This is a genomic window from Actinomadura sp. WMMB 499 (assembly GCF_008824145.1).
Taxonomy (GTDB): Bacteria; Actinomycetota; Actinomycetes; order Streptosporangiales; family Streptosporangiaceae; genus Spirillospora.
This window is the reverse complement of sequence record NZ_CP044407.1, coordinates 228662-244363: the sequence shown is the minus strand read 5'-3', so window position 1 is coordinate 244363 and position 15702 is coordinate 228662. Positions and strand designations below refer to the sequence as shown.

Annotated in this window: 16 protein-coding genes; 11 read left to right on the top strand and 5 right to left on the bottom strand. The window is 72.9% G+C overall.

Going from position 1 to position 15702, the window contains the following annotated elements; genetic code table 11:
• Positions 1–27 precede the first annotated feature (27 nt).
• The 5 genes from polX to F7P10_RS01160 form a co-directional block, all read right to left on the bottom strand.
• On the bottom strand, positions 28–1746 hold the full coding sequence (polX, locus tag F7P10_RS01180) for a DNA polymerase/3'-5' exonuclease PolX (RefSeq protein ID WP_151007661.1): 1719 nt from the start codon (positions 1744–1746) through the stop codon (positions 28–30).
• A 60-nt stretch (positions 1747–1806) separates the two neighbouring features.
• Complete coding sequence (gene prcB / locus F7P10_RS01175) at positions 1807–2646, bottom strand: proteasome subunit beta (protein ID WP_151007660.1); 840 nt, start codon at positions 2644–2646, stop codon at positions 1807–1809.
• A gap of 147 nt (positions 2647–2793) precedes the next feature.
• The gene (locus F7P10_RS01170; RefSeq protein WP_151007659.1) at positions 2794–3729 is read right to left on the bottom strand and encodes a DMT family transporter; all 936 of its coding nucleotides are present in this window, start codon (positions 3727–3729) and stop codon (positions 2794–2796) included.
• Between the two features lie 15 nt (positions 3730–3744).
• Positions 3745–4554, bottom strand: coding sequence for an ABC transporter permease (locus F7P10_RS01165; RefSeq protein ID WP_151007658.1), 810 nt, complete (start codon positions 4552–4554; stop codon positions 3745–3747).
• Positions 4551–5477, bottom strand: a complete 927-nt coding sequence (locus F7P10_RS01160) for an ABC transporter ATP-binding protein (RefSeq protein ID WP_151007657.1) — start codon at positions 5475–5477, stop codon at positions 4551–4553. Before F7P10_RS01160 ends, F7P10_RS01165 begins: the two co-directional genes overlap by 4 nt.
• A gap of 106 nt (positions 5478–5583) precedes the next feature.
• Between F7P10_RS01160 and arcC the strand changes: the two genes are divergently transcribed.
• The 11 genes from arcC (at position 5584) to F7P10_RS01105 (ending at position 15690) form a co-directional block, all read left to right on the top strand.
• The gene (arcC, locus tag F7P10_RS01155) at positions 5584–6519 is read left to right on the top strand and encodes a carbamate kinase (protein WP_151007656.1); all 936 of its coding nucleotides are present in this window, start codon (positions 5584–5586) and stop codon (positions 6517–6519) included.
• A gap of 83 nt (positions 6520–6602) precedes the next feature.
• The gene (locus F7P10_RS01150) at positions 6603–8003 is read left to right on the top strand and encodes an amino acid permease (RefSeq protein WP_254716871.1); all 1401 of its coding nucleotides are present in this window, start codon (positions 6603–6605) and stop codon (positions 8001–8003) included.
• A complete protein-coding gene (locus F7P10_RS01145; RefSeq protein ID WP_151007655.1) occupies positions 8000–8962 on the top strand; it encodes a universal stress protein in 963 nt (320 codons plus the stop codon). Before F7P10_RS01150 ends, F7P10_RS01145 begins: the two co-directional genes overlap by 4 nt.
• A 110-nt stretch (positions 8963–9072) precedes the next feature.
• Complete coding sequence (locus tag F7P10_RS01140; RefSeq protein ID WP_254716870.1) at positions 9073–9891, top strand: metalloregulator ArsR/SmtB family transcription factor; 819 nt, start codon at positions 9073–9075, stop codon at positions 9889–9891.
• Positions 9888–11300, top strand: a complete 1413-nt coding sequence (gene sufB, locus F7P10_RS01135) for a Fe-S cluster assembly protein SufB (protein ID WP_151007653.1) — start codon at positions 9888–9890, stop codon at positions 11298–11300. The genes F7P10_RS01140 and sufB overlap by 4 nt, the downstream gene beginning before the upstream one ends.
• Complete coding sequence (sufD, locus tag F7P10_RS01130; protein WP_151007652.1) at positions 11300–12439, top strand: Fe-S cluster assembly protein SufD; 1140 nt, start codon at positions 11300–11302, stop codon at positions 12437–12439. The genes sufB and sufD overlap by 1 nt, the downstream gene beginning before the upstream one ends.
• A complete protein-coding gene (locus F7P10_RS01125) occupies positions 12436–12753 on the top strand; it encodes a non-heme iron oxygenase ferredoxin subunit (protein WP_026406035.1) in 318 nt (105 codons plus the stop codon). Before sufD ends, F7P10_RS01125 begins: the two co-directional genes overlap by 4 nt.
• 14 nt (positions 12754–12767) lie before the next feature.
• Positions 12768–13535, top strand: coding sequence for a Fe-S cluster assembly ATPase SufC (sufC, locus tag F7P10_RS01120; protein ID WP_151007651.1), 768 nt, complete (start codon positions 12768–12770; stop codon positions 13533–13535).
• Positions 13532–14794: a cysteine desulfurase gene (locus F7P10_RS01115; RefSeq protein WP_151007650.1), complete on the top strand. Its 1263-nt coding sequence runs from the start codon at positions 13532–13534 to the stop codon at positions 14792–14794. Before sufC ends, F7P10_RS01115 begins: the two co-directional genes overlap by 4 nt.
• 42 nt (positions 14795–14836) lie before the next feature.
• Positions 14837–15295 (top strand): Fe-S cluster assembly sulfur transfer protein SufU, encoded by a 459-nt coding sequence (gene sufU / locus F7P10_RS01110; protein ID WP_151007649.1) that lies wholly within the window; start codon positions 14837–14839, stop codon positions 15293–15295.
• Entirely contained in the window at positions 15292–15690 is a 399-nt protein-coding gene (locus F7P10_RS01105) for a metal-sulfur cluster assembly factor (protein WP_254716343.1), read from the top strand. Before sufU ends, F7P10_RS01105 begins: the two co-directional genes overlap by 4 nt.
• Positions 15691–15702 lie beyond the last annotated feature (12 nt).

Here is a 15702-nt window from a genome sequence, read left to right as displayed (position 1 = left end):
CGTCCGGCGGACGGGCCGACGGGCGGCTCAGTTCTTGCGGAGGAACTCGCGGAGCCGCTCGAGCGGCCAGGTGTTGATCACGTCGTCCGGGGTGAGCCAGCCGCGCTGGGCGGTGCCGACGCCGTAGCGGATGTTGCGGTGGTGGCCGATCGAGTGGGCGTCGGTGTCGACGGAGAAGCGGACGCCGAGGCGCTTCGCGCGGCGGATCAGGTCGGCGGGCAGGTCGAGCCGGTCGGGGAACGAGTCGATCTCCATGGCGGTGCCGGTGCGGGCGGCCGCGCGGAACACCTCGTCCCAGTCGGCGTCCACCGGCCTGCGGCGGCCGATGCTGCGGGCGGTCGGGTGCCCGATGACGTGCACGTGCGGGTTCTCGCAAGCGCGGACGAGGCGGCGGGTCATCGCCTCCTGGTCCTGGGTGAAGTGCGAGTGGATCGACGCCACGCAGACGTCGAAGCCCGCCAGGAAGTCGGCGTCCCAGTCGACGTTCCCGTCGGGGTCGATGTTCAGCTCGGTGCCGTGCAGCAGCGTCAGGCCGGGGTGGGACGCCTGGAGCGCGCGGACCTGCTCGCGCTGGGCGAGGATCTTCTCGTCGGTCATCCGCTGCATGAACAGGTTCGGCGCGTGGTCGGTGATCGCGTAGTACTCCAGGCCGCGGTCCGCCGCGGCGGCGACCATGTCCTCCAGCGGCGCGATGCCGTCGGTGAGGTCGGTGTGGCTGTGCAGGTCGCCGCGCAGATCGCCGACCGTGACGAGGCGGGGGAGCCCGCCGGCGAGGGCCGCCTCGATCTCGCCGGTGTCCTCGCGCAGCGCCGGGTGCACCCACGGCAGCCCGAGCCGCTCGTACACCTCGTCCTCGGTCGCGGAGACGATGAGTTCCCCGGACTCGGCGTCGAACAGGCCGTACTCCGACAGCTTCAGCCCCGCCTTCACGGCGATCTCGCGGGTGCGGATGTTGTGCGCCTGGGAGCCGGTGAAGTACTGCAGGGCCGCGCCCCATGACTCGGGCGGGACGACCCGCAGGTCGACCTGCAGGCCCTTCGCGGTGCGGATCGAGGTCTTCTTGTCGCCGCTCGCGATCACCTCGTGGACGAGCGGGAGCGCCGTGAACGCCTCCATGATCGGATGCGGGTCCGTGGAGGCGACCAGGACGTCCACGTCGCCGATCGTCTCCCGCATCCGGCGCAGGGAGCCCGCGTGCTCGCAGCGCTCCACCTGCGGCAGCCCGGACAGGGCGTCGACGACCTCGTCGGCGACGCCCGCGGCGGCGTCGACGAGCACGCGCTCCCCGGAGCCGCGCATCAGCTCGATGCCGCGCAGGATGTTCTCCTCGGTCTTGGCGCCGAAGCCCTTGAGGCCGCGCAGCCGCCCCTCGCCGATCGCGGTCTCGAGCTCCTCCACCGACGACACGCCGAGCTCCTCGTACACGGCGAGGGCCTTCTTCGGGCCGAGGGTCGGGATCGCGGTGAGCGCCCGGACGCCCGCGGGGATCTGCGCCCGCAGCTCCTCCACCTGCCGGATGGTGCCGGTGGTGGTGTAGTCGAGGACCTTCTTGGCGATCGCCTCGCCCACCGTGGGGATCTTGCGCAGCCCGGCGAGGTCGAGGCCGGAGACGTCGTCGGGGTGACCGGCGATCGCCCGCGCCGACTTCTCGTACGCCCTGATCTTGAAGGCGTCGCCGCCCGTGATGGACAGCAGGTCCGCCAGTTCCTGGATGAGGGCCGCAGCCTCGTCGTTCGCCCGTGCCATACGGTCGATGTTACGAGGCGGGTACGACGTTTCCCGTAGGACGATCCGGGGGTTGCCGGCTCAGCGCAGCGGCGCCACGGGGCCGTCCGGGTTCTCCATGCGGGCGTCCACGACCTCGTCGACGATCGCCGCGAGCTCGTCCTCGCCGAACGCCCGGAAGCCGTCCTCGGTGACCACCGCGACCGTCGGGTAGAGGCGGCGCGTCCGGTCCGGGCCGCCGGTGGCGGTGTCGTCGTCGGCGGCGTCGTAGAGCGCCTGCACGCACACGGTCGCGGCGTCCCGCTCGGACAGGTCCGGACGGTACAGCTTCTTCAGCGCCCCCAGCGCGTACGGGGAACCGGACCCGTCGGCGTGGTAGCCGCGGGCCTCCTGCGGCGCGCCGGTGATGTCGTAGGTGTAGATCCGCCCGGTGCCGGTGCGCTCCTCGTACCCGGCGAACAGCGGGACGACCGCGAGGCCCTGCATGGCCTGCGCGAGGTTCGCCTGGATGACGGCGCCGAGGCGGCGGGCCTTGCCCGGCAGCGACAGCGGCGCGCTCTCCATCTTCTCGTAGTGCTCCAGCTCGACCTGGAACAGCCGGACCATCTCCAGCGCCAGCCCGACGGTGCCGGCGAACGCGACGACGGAGTGGTCGTCGGCGCGCTGGACCTTGTCCAGCTCGCGGTAGGCGATGCGGTTGCCCTGCGTGGCGCGGCGGTCCCCGGCCATCATGACGCCGCCCGCGAAGGTCAGCGCCAGGACGGTCGTGCCGTGCGGCAGGTCGGGGACGGTTCCCGCGCCCGGCACCCGGTTGACGGGCAGCAGGTCGGGGGAGTGGACGCGCAGGAAGTCGACGAACGACGCCGACCCCGCCTCGAAGTACTCCGGCGGCATCCCCTGGTCCTCGTTCCGGCCGATCACGCGGACTCCAATCCGGTCGATTGCAGGTGGTCCCGTCCCGATCCTTCCACGCCCGGGCGCGCGGTCGCCACCGCGCGCCCCGTCCGCGCGTCCATCCGGCGCCCTCCGGGCGTTCTTCCGGCGCCCTCCGGGCGTTCTTCCGGGCCGCTATGCCTCGGGCGCCTCGGGCGGGTCCCGCTGGCTCCGGGTGGCGCCGACGCTCGCCGCCACCACGAAGACGATGGCGAGCCACTGCCGCCCGCTGAGGATCTCGCCGAGCAGCGCGACGCCGACGAGCGCGGCGGCGGCGGGTTCCAGGCTCATCAGGACGCCGAAGACCCGCGCGGGCATGCGGCGCAGCGCCTCCAGCTCGAGCGAGTACGGGATCACCGACGACAGCAGCCCGACGCCGAGGCCGATCAGCAGCAGCCGCGGGTCGAGCATCTCCGCGCCGCCCTCGGCGACGCCCACCGGCAGGACGGCCGCGGTGCCGACGATGCTCGCCACGGCCAGCCCGGACGACCCGGCGAACCGCCTGCCGGTCGCGGCGGTCAGCAGGATGTAGGCGGCCCAGCACACCCCGGCGACCAGCGCGAACGCGATGCCGACCGGGTCGAGGTCGCCGCCGCCGCGGGCCAGCATGACCACGCCCGCGCCCGCCAGCAGCGCCCACAGCGCGTCCCGGGGCCGCCGCGACGCGAGCAGCGCCACGCCGAGCGGCCCCAGGAACTCGATCGTCACCGCGACGCCCAGCGGGATGCGGGCGAACGACTGGTAGATCGAGAAGTTCATCCCGGCGAGCGCCAGCCCGAACCCGGCGGCGATCGCCAGGTCCTGCCGGGTGTGGTCCCGCAGGAGCGTCCGCAGCGCCTTGCGCGCCAGGAACGCCAGGACGATCGCCGAGGTGAGCAGCCGCAGCGTCACGACGGCGCTCGGCGGGAGCCGGTCGAACAGGTTCTTGGCGAGCCCGGCCCCCACCTGCACGGAGATGATGCCGAGCAGGATCAGCGCGGGCGGCGGGACGGACCCGAGGGAAAGCAGCCCGGATCGGCCGGACGCCCGGGCCCCGCCGCCGAACGTGCCGGGCGCCTCAGCCAGTGCCATGGACCACTCCCGGACTCACTCCCACCTGAAGAACCGGGCGGCGAGGGCGAGCCCGGCGACCGCCCACGCCGCGAGGACGAGCAGCGGGCCGCCCGGAAGCGCGGCGCCGTCCCGCAGGACGTCCCGCAGCCCCTCGGCCAGCGCCGAGATCGGCAGCAGCTCCAGCGCGTTCCGGACCGCGTCGGGGAACTCCGCCAGCGGGAACACGACCCCGCCGACGGCCAGCAGCAGGACGTAGACGAGGTTCGCCGCCGCGAGGGTCGCCTCGGCGCGCAGCGTCCCGGCCATGAGCAGGCCGAACCCGCTGAACGCGGCGGTGCCGAGCAGCAGCAGCGCCAGGACCGAGAGCGGGTCGCCGTGCGGTGCCCAGCCGAGCCCGAGCGCGACCGCGCAGATCAGCGCGGCCTGGATCACCTCGACCGCCAGGACGGAGAGGGTCTTGGCGGCGATCAGCCCGGCGCGCGGCAGCGGCGTCGCGCCGAGCCGTTTCAGCACCCCGTAGCGGCGTTCGAAGCCGGTTCCGATGGCCTGGCCGGTGAACGCCGTGGACATCACCGCGAGCGCCAGGACACCGGGGGTGAGGAAGTCGACGCGGCTCCCCGGACCGAGGTCCAGCAGCGAGGTGGCGCTGAACAGCACCAGCAGCACCACCGGGATGATCATGGTGAGCAGCAGCTGCTCGCCGTTGCGCAGCATCGCCCGCAGCTCGTAGCCGGTCTGCGCGGCGACCAGCCGCGGCAGCGGGACCGCGCCCGGCGCGGGCGTGAGGTCCAGCGCGGCGGACGGCCGCGCACCGGCCTGCGATCCGGCCTCCCCGATGGTCATTCGCGCAGCTCCCGTCCGGTCAGCTCCAGGAAGACGTCCTCCAGCGTGCGCCGCTCGATCCGCAGGTCCTCGGTCATGACGCCGTGCGAGGCGCACCAGGCGGTGACCGTCGCCAGCAGCTCGGGCCGCACGTCCGCCTCGATCAGGTAGTGCCCCGCGGGCGACTCCTTGGCCGCGCACCCGGCGGGCAGCGCCGACAGCAGCTCCTCCAGGCCGAGGCCGGGCCTGGCGCGGAACCGCAGCTGCCGTTCCGCGCCGGTCAGCGTCGCCGGCGCGCCCTCGGCGACGATCCGGCCGTGGTCGACGATCACGACGTGGTCGGCGAGCGTCTCCGCCTCGTCCATGTTGTGCGTGGTGAGCACGATCGACACCCCGGCCGCGCGCAGCTCCCCGATCAGCTCCCACGTCGCGCGCCGCGCCTGCGGGTCGAGACCGGTGGTGGGCTCGTCCAGGAAGACCAGCTCGGGACGGCCGACGACGGCGACGGCCAGCGAGAGCCGCTGCTGCTGGCCGCCCGACATCCGCCGGTACGGGGTGCGGGCGTGCTCGGTTAGCCCGAGCCGCTCCAGCAGGAGGGCCGGGTCGAGCGGCGCGGTGTGGAAGGACGCGACGAGCCGCAGGAACTCGGCGGCCCGCGCGGTGCCCGGCACGCCCCCGGACTGGGGCATCACGCCGACCCGCGGCTTCAGCGCGCGGGCGTCGGCGGCGGGGTCCAGGCCGAGGACGCGGACGGTGCCCGCGTCGGCCCGGCGGAACCCCTCGCAGATCTCGATCGTGGTGGTCTTGCCCGCGCCGTTGGGGCCGAGCATCGCGGTGACCTCGCCCCGGGCGGCGCGCAGCGACAGGCCGTCCACGGCCGCCGCCGCGCCGTAGCGCTTGACGAGCGACTCCACCTCGACCGCGCCGCCTCCTGGGGGTTCCATGCCCACGAGTTTATGACCGGCCCCCGACCGGTCCGCGCCCGGTCCGGGGTCCGGGCGGGTTTGCCCGCCGGTGCGGCGGGAATCGCGCGGTCGGGGGGTGCTGATCATGCGGGTGGTCGTCGCGCTGGGCGGGAACGCGCTGGTCGGGCGGGGGGAGTCGCCGGACGACGGGCCGCAGCGGGCCAACGTGGACCGGGCGGTGCGGGCGCTCGCGCCCCTCGCGCGGCGGCACGAGCTGATCGTCACGCACGGGAACGGCCCGCAGGTCGGCGTGCTGTCGCTGGAGAGCGTCAACGACCCGAACCTGACCCGCCCCTACCCGCTCGACACCGTCGGCGCCGAGACGCAGGGGATGATCGGGTACTGGATCCTGCAGGCGCTGCAGAACGCGCTGCCGGGCCGCCAGGTCATGGCGATGATCACGCAGACGCTCGTGTCCGCCGTCGACCCGGCGTTCGAGAACCCGACCAAGTTCGTCGGGCAGGTCTACGAGCGGGACGAGGCCGAGAAGCTCGCCGCCGACTACGGCTGGACGATCCGGCGGGACGGGGAGCACTGGCGGCGCGTCGTGCCCTCGCCGCGCCCGCAGCGCGTCATCGAGACCCGGCTGATCCGCGAGCTGGTGCGGCTCGGGACCGTCGTGGTGTGCGCGGGCGGCGGCGGCGTCCCGGTGTTCCGCAACGATGTGGGACGGCTGGAGGGCCTCGAGGCGGTCGTCGACAAGGACCTGACGGCGTCGGTCCTGGCCGAGAGTCTGGACGCGGACGCCCTGCTGATCCTCACCGACGTCCCGCGGGTGCTGCGGTACTACGGGACGCCCGCGCAGGAGGAGATCACCCACACCACCCCGCACGAGCTGCGCGCTGAGGAGTTCCCGGCCGGGTCGATGGGCCCGAAGGCCGAGGCGGCGGCCCGGTTCGTCGAGCGCACGGGCGACATGGCGGCGATCGGGCTGCTCGACGAGTGCGCGGAGATCCTCGAGGGCACCGCCGGGACGATCGTCACGCCGAACGCCACCTGGCCGCTGGAGAGCACGCTTTGACCGCACGCTCGGCGGGCGGCGGCGGACCGGCGCCCGGTCGAGGGGCGGGCGGGACGGCGGGCGCGGGCGGGTTCGCGCGGAGCCTGCTGCGGACCAAGCCGGTCGACCGGATCGTCGCCGAGGGCGGGCGCGGCGCGGGCGGGGAGCTGCGCCGGACGATGGGGCCGCTGCAGCTCACCCTGTTCAGCGTGGGCGCCACCCTCGGCACCGGCATCTTCGTCGTGCTCGGGTCGGCGGTGCCGCTCGCGGGCCCCGCGGTGGTCGCGTCATTCGTCCTCGCGGCCGTCACCGCCCTGTTCTCGGCGCTGTCGTACGCCGAGCTGGCCGGGACGATCCCGGTGTCGGGCTCGTCCTATTCGTACACGTACGCGACGCTGGGCGAGCTGGTGGCGTGGGTGTGCGGCTGGTGCCTGCTGCTGGAGTACGGGGTGTCGGTGTCGGCGGTCGCGGTCGGCTGGGGCGCCTACCTGAGCGCCTTCTTCGACACCACGCTCGGGTTCACGATCCCGGCCGCGATCGCGGATCCGCCCGGCGGCGGCGGGATCGTCAACGTCCCGGCCATCGCCGTCGTCGCGCTGGCGGCGTTCCTGCTGCTGCGCGGCGCGTCCGAGACCGCCGCCGCCAACACCGTCATGGTGTTCCTCAAGATCGGCGTGCTGCTGTTCTTCTGCGCCGTGGCCTTCACCGCGTTCCGGTCGGAGAACCTGAGCGGATTCGCGCCGATGGGCTGGGCCGGGATCAGCGCCGCCGGGTCCAAGGTGTTCTTCTCCTACATCGGCTTCGACGCGGCCTCCACCGCCGGCGAGGAGGCCAGGAACCCGCGCCGCGACCTGCCGCTGGCGATCGTGGCGTCGCTCGCGATCGTCACCGCCGTCTACGTGCTGGTCGGCCTCGCGGCGGTCGGCGCGATGAACTGGACGCGGTTCGGCGGGGACGACTCGGAGGCGTCCCTGGCGAACGTGCTGGACGCGGCCACCGGCGCCGCGTGGCCGTCGGCCCTGCTGTCGATCGGCGCCGTGATCGCGATCGCGAGCGTCGTCCTCACCGTCATGTACGGGCAGACCCGCATCCTGTTCGCCATGTCGCGCGACGGCCTCGTCCCACCGGTGTTCCAGCGGGTGAGCCCGAACCGGTCGGTGCCGGTCGCCAACACCCTCATCGTCGCGACGTTCATCGGGCTCCTCGCCGGGTTCGTCCCGCTCGGCCGGCTCGTGGACGCCACCAGCATCGGGACGCTGTTCGCGTTCGCGCTCGTCAACGTCGGCGTGATCGTCCTGCGCCGGACCCGTCCGGACATGCCGCGCGGGTTCCGGGCGCCGCTGTACCCGGTCACGCCGCTGCTCGGCGTGGCGCTGTGCCTGTACCTGATGGTGGGGCTCGGCGGGGACACGTGGCTGGTGTTCCTGGTGTGGGGGCTGGTCGGGCTCGCCGCCTACTTCGCCTACGGGCGCCGCCACTCGCGCCTCCACGGGGCGGGCGCGTGAGGCGGCGGCGGATCCTGGCGGGCTGCTCCCCGGACGAGCGCGGCGACGACGCGCTCGTCCTCGCCGCGCTCGTGGCGCGCGGCACGGGCGCGGCGGTGACCGCGGCGAACGTCCACCCGCCGCCGTGGCCCGCCCGGGGCCCCGGGGCGGTGGACGCCGAGTGGCTCGCCTACCTGCGGAGCCGGGCCGAGGAGGTCGTCGCGGCGTCCGCCCGGCGGCTCGCGGAACTGGGCGTCCCGGCGGCGGACGTCGAACCGCGGGTGCACGCGCACCGGGGCAGCGGCCGGGGGCTCATCGAGGTCGCCGCGGAGACCGGCGCCGATCTCGTCGTGATCGGCTCGGCGCCGCGCGGGCGGCGCGGCCGCATCGCCGTCGGCAGCACCGCCGACCAGCTCCTGCACGGCTCGCCGGTGCCGGTCCTGCTGGCGCCGCGCGGGTACGGCGCGGCGGCGCCCGCGCGGCTGGACCGGCTCACCGCCGCGTACTGGCGGCGCCGGGACGCCGGCGGCGGCCCGGTCGACGCCGCCGCCGGGTGGGCCGCGGCCCTGGACGTCCCGATGCGGCTGCTCACGCTGGTGCTGCGGCCGCCCGCGGTCGCCGCGCGGTTCCGCGACTCCGGAGAGGTGCTGGAGCGGCAGCGGGAGCGGGCCGAGGAGGACCTCGCCCGCGCCGCCGCCCGCGTCGCCGGCGTCCGGGCGGGCACGGAGATGAGCACGGAGGTGAGCATCGAGGTGAGCACCGAGGCGGTCACCGGGGCGAGCGTGGGCAAGGCGCTCGCCGCCGTGGATATGCTGCCGGGCGAGGTTCTGGCCTGCCAGTCCGGGCACCACGGTCCGCTGCGCAAGGTCTTCCTGGGGGAGAGCTCCGGCAAGATCGTGCGGTCCGCGCCGCGCCCGGTGCTGGTGCTCCCGCGCGGCGCCTCCCGGTCCGGAACCGGGACGAACGCACAGCTTAGGTAAGGCTTGCCTGCGTGAGCCACGACATCGGCGAACCGGTGTTTCGCGGGAAGGAATTACGGCACACTGATGTTGTGAAAAACGTGAGCGAGGATCAGGCGAGCACGGAAGCCGTGGTGACACGGCCGTCCGGTGTGCCGTCCGCGGCCGGGACCGAGCGCGACACCCGCGCCCGGGTGGCCCGGCTGATCCTCGAGCACGGCCCCGTCACCGCGTCCGCGCTCGGCGAGCGGGTCGGTCTCACACCGGCCGCCATCCGCCGGCATCTGGACGCGCTGCTGTCCGAGGGCATGATCGAGGTTCGCCGGGCCAGGCCGCAGACGCGGCGCGGCCGCGGCCGGCCCGCCAAGTGGTTCGCCATCACCGAGGCGGGGCGGAGCGCGTTCGTGCACGCCTACGACGACCTGGCGACGAGCGCGCTGCGCTTCCTCGCCGAGACGGCCGGCGCCCACGCGGTCGCCGAGTTCGCCCGGCGGCAGGTCGCCGACCTCGAACGGCGCTACCGGCCCGTCGTGCAGGGCGCCCCGCCCCACCAGCGGGTCCGCACGCTCGCCGAGGCGCTGTCGGGCGACGGCTACGCGGCGGCCGCCGCGAAGGCCCCCCAGCCCGGGGGCGGCGAGCAGCTGTGCCAGCACCACTGCCCGGTCGCGCACGTGGCGGCGGAGTTCCCGCAGCTGTGCGAGGCCGAGACGGAGGCGTTCAGCCGGCTGCTGGGCACCCCCGTCCAGCGGCTCGCCACGATCGCGCACGGCGACGGCATCTGCACCACCCACGTCAGCTCCCGCTCCCTGCGCGGGGAGGGGGCGGACGCCGCCGGCGGAGCCGCCGGCACGGGCCCGGCCGGCGGAGCGCCGGACGGGCCGGGGGACGCGGGTGAGACCCCCGCGAGCACACTGACCAGTGACGAGGAGTCCGGGAGGACGCCCCTATGACTACGGCAGCCCACCCTGAGCTGGAAGGGCTCGACAGGTACAAGTTCGGCTGGGCCGACTCCGACGAGGCCGGAGCCTCGGCCCGCCGCGGCCTGAACGAGGACGTCGTCCGCGACATCTCGGGCAAGAAGGACGAGCCGGACTGGATGCTCGACCTGCGCCTCAAGGGGCTGCGGCTGTTCGACAAGAAGCCGATGCCCACCTGGGGCTCGGACCTGTCGGCCATCGACTTCGACAACATCAAGTACTTCGTCCGCTCCACCGAGCAGCAGGCCGCCTCCTGGGAGGAGCTCCCGGAGGACATCAAGAACACCTACGACAAGCTCGGCATCCCGGAGGCGGAGAAGCAGCGCCTCATCGCCGGCGTCGCGGCCCAGTACGAGTCGGAGGTCGTCTACCACAAGATCCGCGAGGACCTTGAGGAGAAGGGCGTCATCTTCGTCGACACCGACACCGGCCTGCGCGAGCACCCGGAGATCTTCCAGGAGTACTTCGGCTCCGTGATCCCGGTCGGCGACAACAAGTTCGCCGCGCTCAACACCGCCGTGTGGTCGGGCGGCTCGTTCATCTACGTGCCGCCGGGCGTCCACGTCGAGATCCCGCTCCAGGCCTACTTCCGGATCAACACCGAGAACATGGGCCAGTTCGAGCGGACGCTGATCATCGCCGACGAGGGCTCCTACGTCCACTACGTCGAGGGCTGCACCGCCCCGATCTACAAGTCGGACTCCCTGCACTCGGCCGTCGTCGAGATCGTCGTGAAGAAGGACGCGCGCGTCCGCTACACGACCATCCAGAACTGGTCGAACAACGTCTACAACCTGGTGACCAAGCGCGCCGTCGCCTACGAGGGCGCCACCATGGAGTGGGTCGACGGCAACATCGGCTCCAAGGTCACCATGAAGTACCCGGCGGTCTACCTGCTCGGCGAGCACGCCAAGGGCGAGACCCTGTCGATCGCCTTCGCGGGCGAGGACCAGCACCAGGACGCCGGCGCCAAGATGGTGCACGCCGCGCCCAACACCTCCAGCAGCATCGTGTCCAAGTCGGTGGCGCGCGCCGGCGGCCGCACGTCCTACCGGGGCCTGGTGCAGATCCAGGAGGGCGCCGAGCACAGCAAGTCGACCGTCAAGTGCGACGCGCTGCTGGTCGACCAGATCAGCCGGTCCGACACCTACCCCTACGTGGACGTCCGCGAGGACGACGTGGAGATGGGCCACGAGGCGACCGTCTCCAAGGTGTCGGAGGACCAGCTGTTCTACCTGATGAGCCGCGGTCTCACCGAGGACGAGGCCATGGCGATGATCGTGCGCGGGTTCGTCGAGCCCATCGCGCGCGAGCTGCCGATGGAGTACGCCCTCGAGCTGAACCGGCTCATCGAACTGCAGATGGAAGGAGCCGTCGGCTGATGGGGCTGGACGTGAAGCCTCTCTCGACGCTGCACGAGAAGGCGTCGTACGACCTGGGCGACTTCGAGGTGCCCACCGGCCGCGAGGAGGAGTGGCGGTTCACCCCGCTGCGCCGCCTCCACGGCCTGCACAACGGGACCGCCCAGGACGGCGGCAAGGTCATCGTCGACGTCGAGGCGGCGCCCGAGGCGACCGTCGAGACGGTCGGCCGCGACGACGCCCGCATCGGCAAGGCCTACGTCCCGGCCGACCGGGTCTCCGCCCAGGCGTGGAACTCGTTCGCCCAGGCCACGGTCGTCACCGTGCCGAAGGAGGCGGTGGCCTCCGCGCCGACCGTCCTGCGGGTGCGCGGCGAGGACGCCTCCGCCGCCGCCTACGGGCACACCACCGTGATCCTGGAGCCGTTCGCCGAGGCCACCGTCGTGCTCGCGCACCGCGGCTCGGCGACCTACGCCGACAACGTCGAGTTCGTCGTCGGCGACGGCGCCCGCCTCTCGGTGATCAGCCTGCAGGACTGGGACGACGGCAGCGTGCACGTCTCCCACCAGCACGCCCGGCTCGGCCGCGACGCCCGCTTCGTCTCCCACAACATCTCGCTGGGCGGCGACGTGGTGCGGATCTCCCCGTCGGTCGCCTACGAGGCGCCCGGCGGCGACGCCGAGCTGTACGGCGTCTACTTCGTCGACGGCGGACAGCACCTGGAGCACCGGCTGCTGGTCGACCACGCCGTCCCGCACTGCCGCAGCCGCGTCGACTACCGCGGCGCGCTGCAGGACGCGGACGCGCACGCGGTGTGGATCGGCGACGTGATCATCCGCGCCGAGGCCGAGGGCACCGACACCTACGAGCTGAACCGCAACCTCGTCCTCACCGACGGGACGCGCGTCGACTCGGTGCCGAACCTCGAGATCCTCACCGGCGAGGTCGCCGGCGCGGGGCACGCCTCCGCGTCCGGACGCCTCGACGACGAGCACCTGTTCTACCTGCAGGCCCGCGGCATCACCTTCGACGAGGCCCGGCGCATGGTCGTCCGGGGCTTCCTCGGCCAGCTCGTCGAGCGCATCGAGGTCGACGAGGTGCGCGACAAGGTGCGGCAGGCCATCGAGGCCGAGCTCGACGTGCGGGGCGGTGACCGATGACCTACGTGAAGGTGTGCGCGCTGGCCGACGTCCCGGCGGACGGGGCGCTCGGCGTCGAGGTCGACGACACGCCCGTCGCGATCGCCCGCAGCGGCGACGAGGTGTTCGCGGTCAACGACATCTGCTCGCACGCGGAGGTCTCCCTCTCCGAGGGCGAGATCTACAACGGCACCATCGAGTGCTGGCTGCACGGGTCCTGCTTCGACCTGCGCACGGGCAAGCCCACCAACCCGCCGGCGACGCAGCCGGTCGCCACCTACAAGGTCAAGGTCGAGGACGGCGACGTCTACGTCTCGCTCGGCTCCGACGACTAAGGAACGACACCACCATGGCCACGCTTGAGATCCGCGACCTCCACGTCTCCGTCGGCGAAGGCACCGACGGGACCAAGGAGATCCTGCGCGGGGTCGACCTGACCGTGCAGGCCGGCGAGACCCACGCGCTGATGGGGCCGAACGGCTCCGGCAAGTCCACCCTCGCCTACGCGGTCGCCGGGCACCCCAAGTACGAGGTGACCGGCGGCACCGTGACGCTCGACGGCGAGGACGTCCTGTCCATGAGCGTCGACGAGCGCGCCCGCGCCGGGCTGTTCCTGGCGATGCAGTACCCGGTCGAGGTGCCGGGCGTGTCCGTCTCGAACTTCCTGCGCTCGGCCGTCACGGCCGTCCGCGGCGAGGCTCCCAAGCTGCGCGAGTTCTCCAAGGAGATGAAGGCGGCGATGGACGGCCTGTCCATCGACCCCGCGTTCGCGCAGCGCTCCCTCAACGAGGGCTTCTCCGGCGGCGAGAAGAAGCGGCACGAGATCCTCCAGCTGGAGATGCTCAAGCCGAAGATCGCCGTGCTGGACGAGACCGACTCCGGCCTCGACGTCGACGCCCTCAAGGTCGTCTCGGAGGGCGTGAACCGGTTCTCCGCGACGCCCGGCACCGGCGTCCTCCTGATCACCCACTACACGCGCATCCTGCGCTACGTGAAGCCCGACTTCGTGCACGTGTTCGCGAACGGCCGCGTCGTCGCCGAGGGCGGCCCCGAGCTCGCCGACCAGCTGGAGAACGAGGGCTACGAGAAGTACGTGAAGGCTGGCGCATCGGCATGACTCTGCTGCCCGAGGAGCTGAAGAAGGACTTCCCGCTCCTGCAGCGCACGGTCCGCGGCGGGCGTCCCCTGGTCTACCTGGACTCGGGGGCGACCTCGCAGAAGCCCGTCGCGGTGCTGGACGCCGAGCGGGAGTTCTACGAACGGCGCAACGCCGCACCCCACCGCGGGGCGCACCTGCTCGCCGAGGAGGCCACCGAGGCGTACGAGAAGGCTCGCGCGTCCATCGCCCGGTTCGTCGGCGCCACGCCCGGCGAGATCGTGTTCACCAAGAACGCCACCGAGGGGATCAACCTCGTGGCGTACGCGATGAGCAACGCCGCCACCGAGGGGCCCGAGGCCGAGCGCTTCAAGGTGGGCCCCGGCGACGAGGTCGTGGTGTCCGAGATGGAGCACCACGCGAACCTCGTCCCGTGGCAGCAGCTGTGCCGGCGCACGGGCGCGACGCTCCGCTGGTTCGGGATCACCGACGAGGGACGTCTCGATCTGGCGGATCTGGACGACCTGGTCAACGAGCGCACGAAGATCGTCGCGCTGACGCACCAGTCGAACGTCCTCGGCACCGTCACGCCGGTCGATCGGATCGTGGAGCGTGCCCACGCCGTCGGCGCGCTCGTCCTGCTGGACGCCGCGCAGTCGGTTCCGCACCAGCCGGTGGACGTCGCCGCCCTCGGTGCCGACTTCATCGCCTTCTCCGGGCACAAGATGCTCGGCCCCACCGGCATCGGTGTGCTGTGGGGCCGCGGCGAGCTCCTCGAGGCGATGCCGCCGTTCATCACCGGCGGCTCCATGATCGAGCTGGTGCGGATGGAATCCAGCACGTTCATGCCGCCGCCGCAGCGGTTCGAGGCCGGCGTCCCGATGACCGCGCAGGCCATCGGGCTCGGCGTCGCCTGCGACTACCTCGCCGGCATCGGCATGGACCGGGTCCACGCGCACGAGGAGGCCCTCGTCGGCTACTCCCTGGAGCGCCTGTCGGAGGTCCCCGGCGTCCGGATCATCGGCCCCGGCACCACCGAGGCGCGCGGCGGCGCCGTGTCGTTCACGGTCGAGGACATCCACCCGCACGACGTCGGCCAGGTGCTGGACGACCTCGGCGTGGAGGTCCGCGTCGGGCACCACTGCGCGTGGCCGATCTGCCGCCGGTTCGGCATCCCCGCGACCACCCGTGCGACCTTCTACCTGTACAACACCCTCGCGGACGTGGACGCGCTGGCCGACGGGGTAAGGCACGCGCAGAAGTTCTTCGGAACAGCCTGACGGCCGACCCGGTTGTAGCCGGAAAGGCTTGGAGAGGACGACATGCAGCTGGAGGCGATGTACCAGGAGGTCATCCTGGACCATTACCGCAACCCCCTCCACCAGGGGTTGCGGGAGCCGTACGAGGGTGAGGCGCACCACGTCAACCCGACGTGCGGCGACGAGGTGACGCTGCGCGTCCACCTGGACGGCGACGGCCGGGACGCCACGGTGGCGGACGTCTCCTACGACGCCATGGGCTGCTCGATCAGCCAGGCCAGCGCCTCGGTGATGTCCGACCTGCTGATCGGCAAGTCGGTCAAGGAGGCCATGGAGGTCGGCGACGAGTTCCTGGCGCTGATGCAGTCGCGCGGCCAGGACGTCGAGCCGGACGAGGACGTCCTCGAGGACGCCGTCGCCTTCGCCGGGGTGTCGAAGTACCCCGCCCGGATCAAGTGCGCCCTTCTCGCCTGGATGGCGTGGAAGGACGCGACCGCCCGCGCACTGGGAGAGGCATCATGAGCGAGACCGCCGAGACGACCGAGGCCGCCGCGGCGGCCGAGAGCACCGAGGTGCCCGAGGTGCCCGAGGGCACCGGGGCCGTGGCAGGCACCGCCGCCGAGGAGGAGGTCCTCGAGGCCCTGAAGGACGTCGTCGACCCCGAACTCGGGATCAACGTCGTCGACCTCGGCCTGGTGTACGGGGTGAACCTCGACGCCGGGGTCGCCACCCTGGACATGACGCTGACCAGCGCCGCCTGCCCGCTCACCGACGTGATCGAGGACCAGGCGCACAGCGCCTTGGACGGCCTGGCGCAGGACGTCAAGATCAACTGGGTGTGGCTCCCGCCGTGGGGGCCCGACAAGATCACCGAAGAGGGCCGCGACCAGCTCCGCGCCCTCGGCTTCAACGTCTGACGAAGCCCCGTA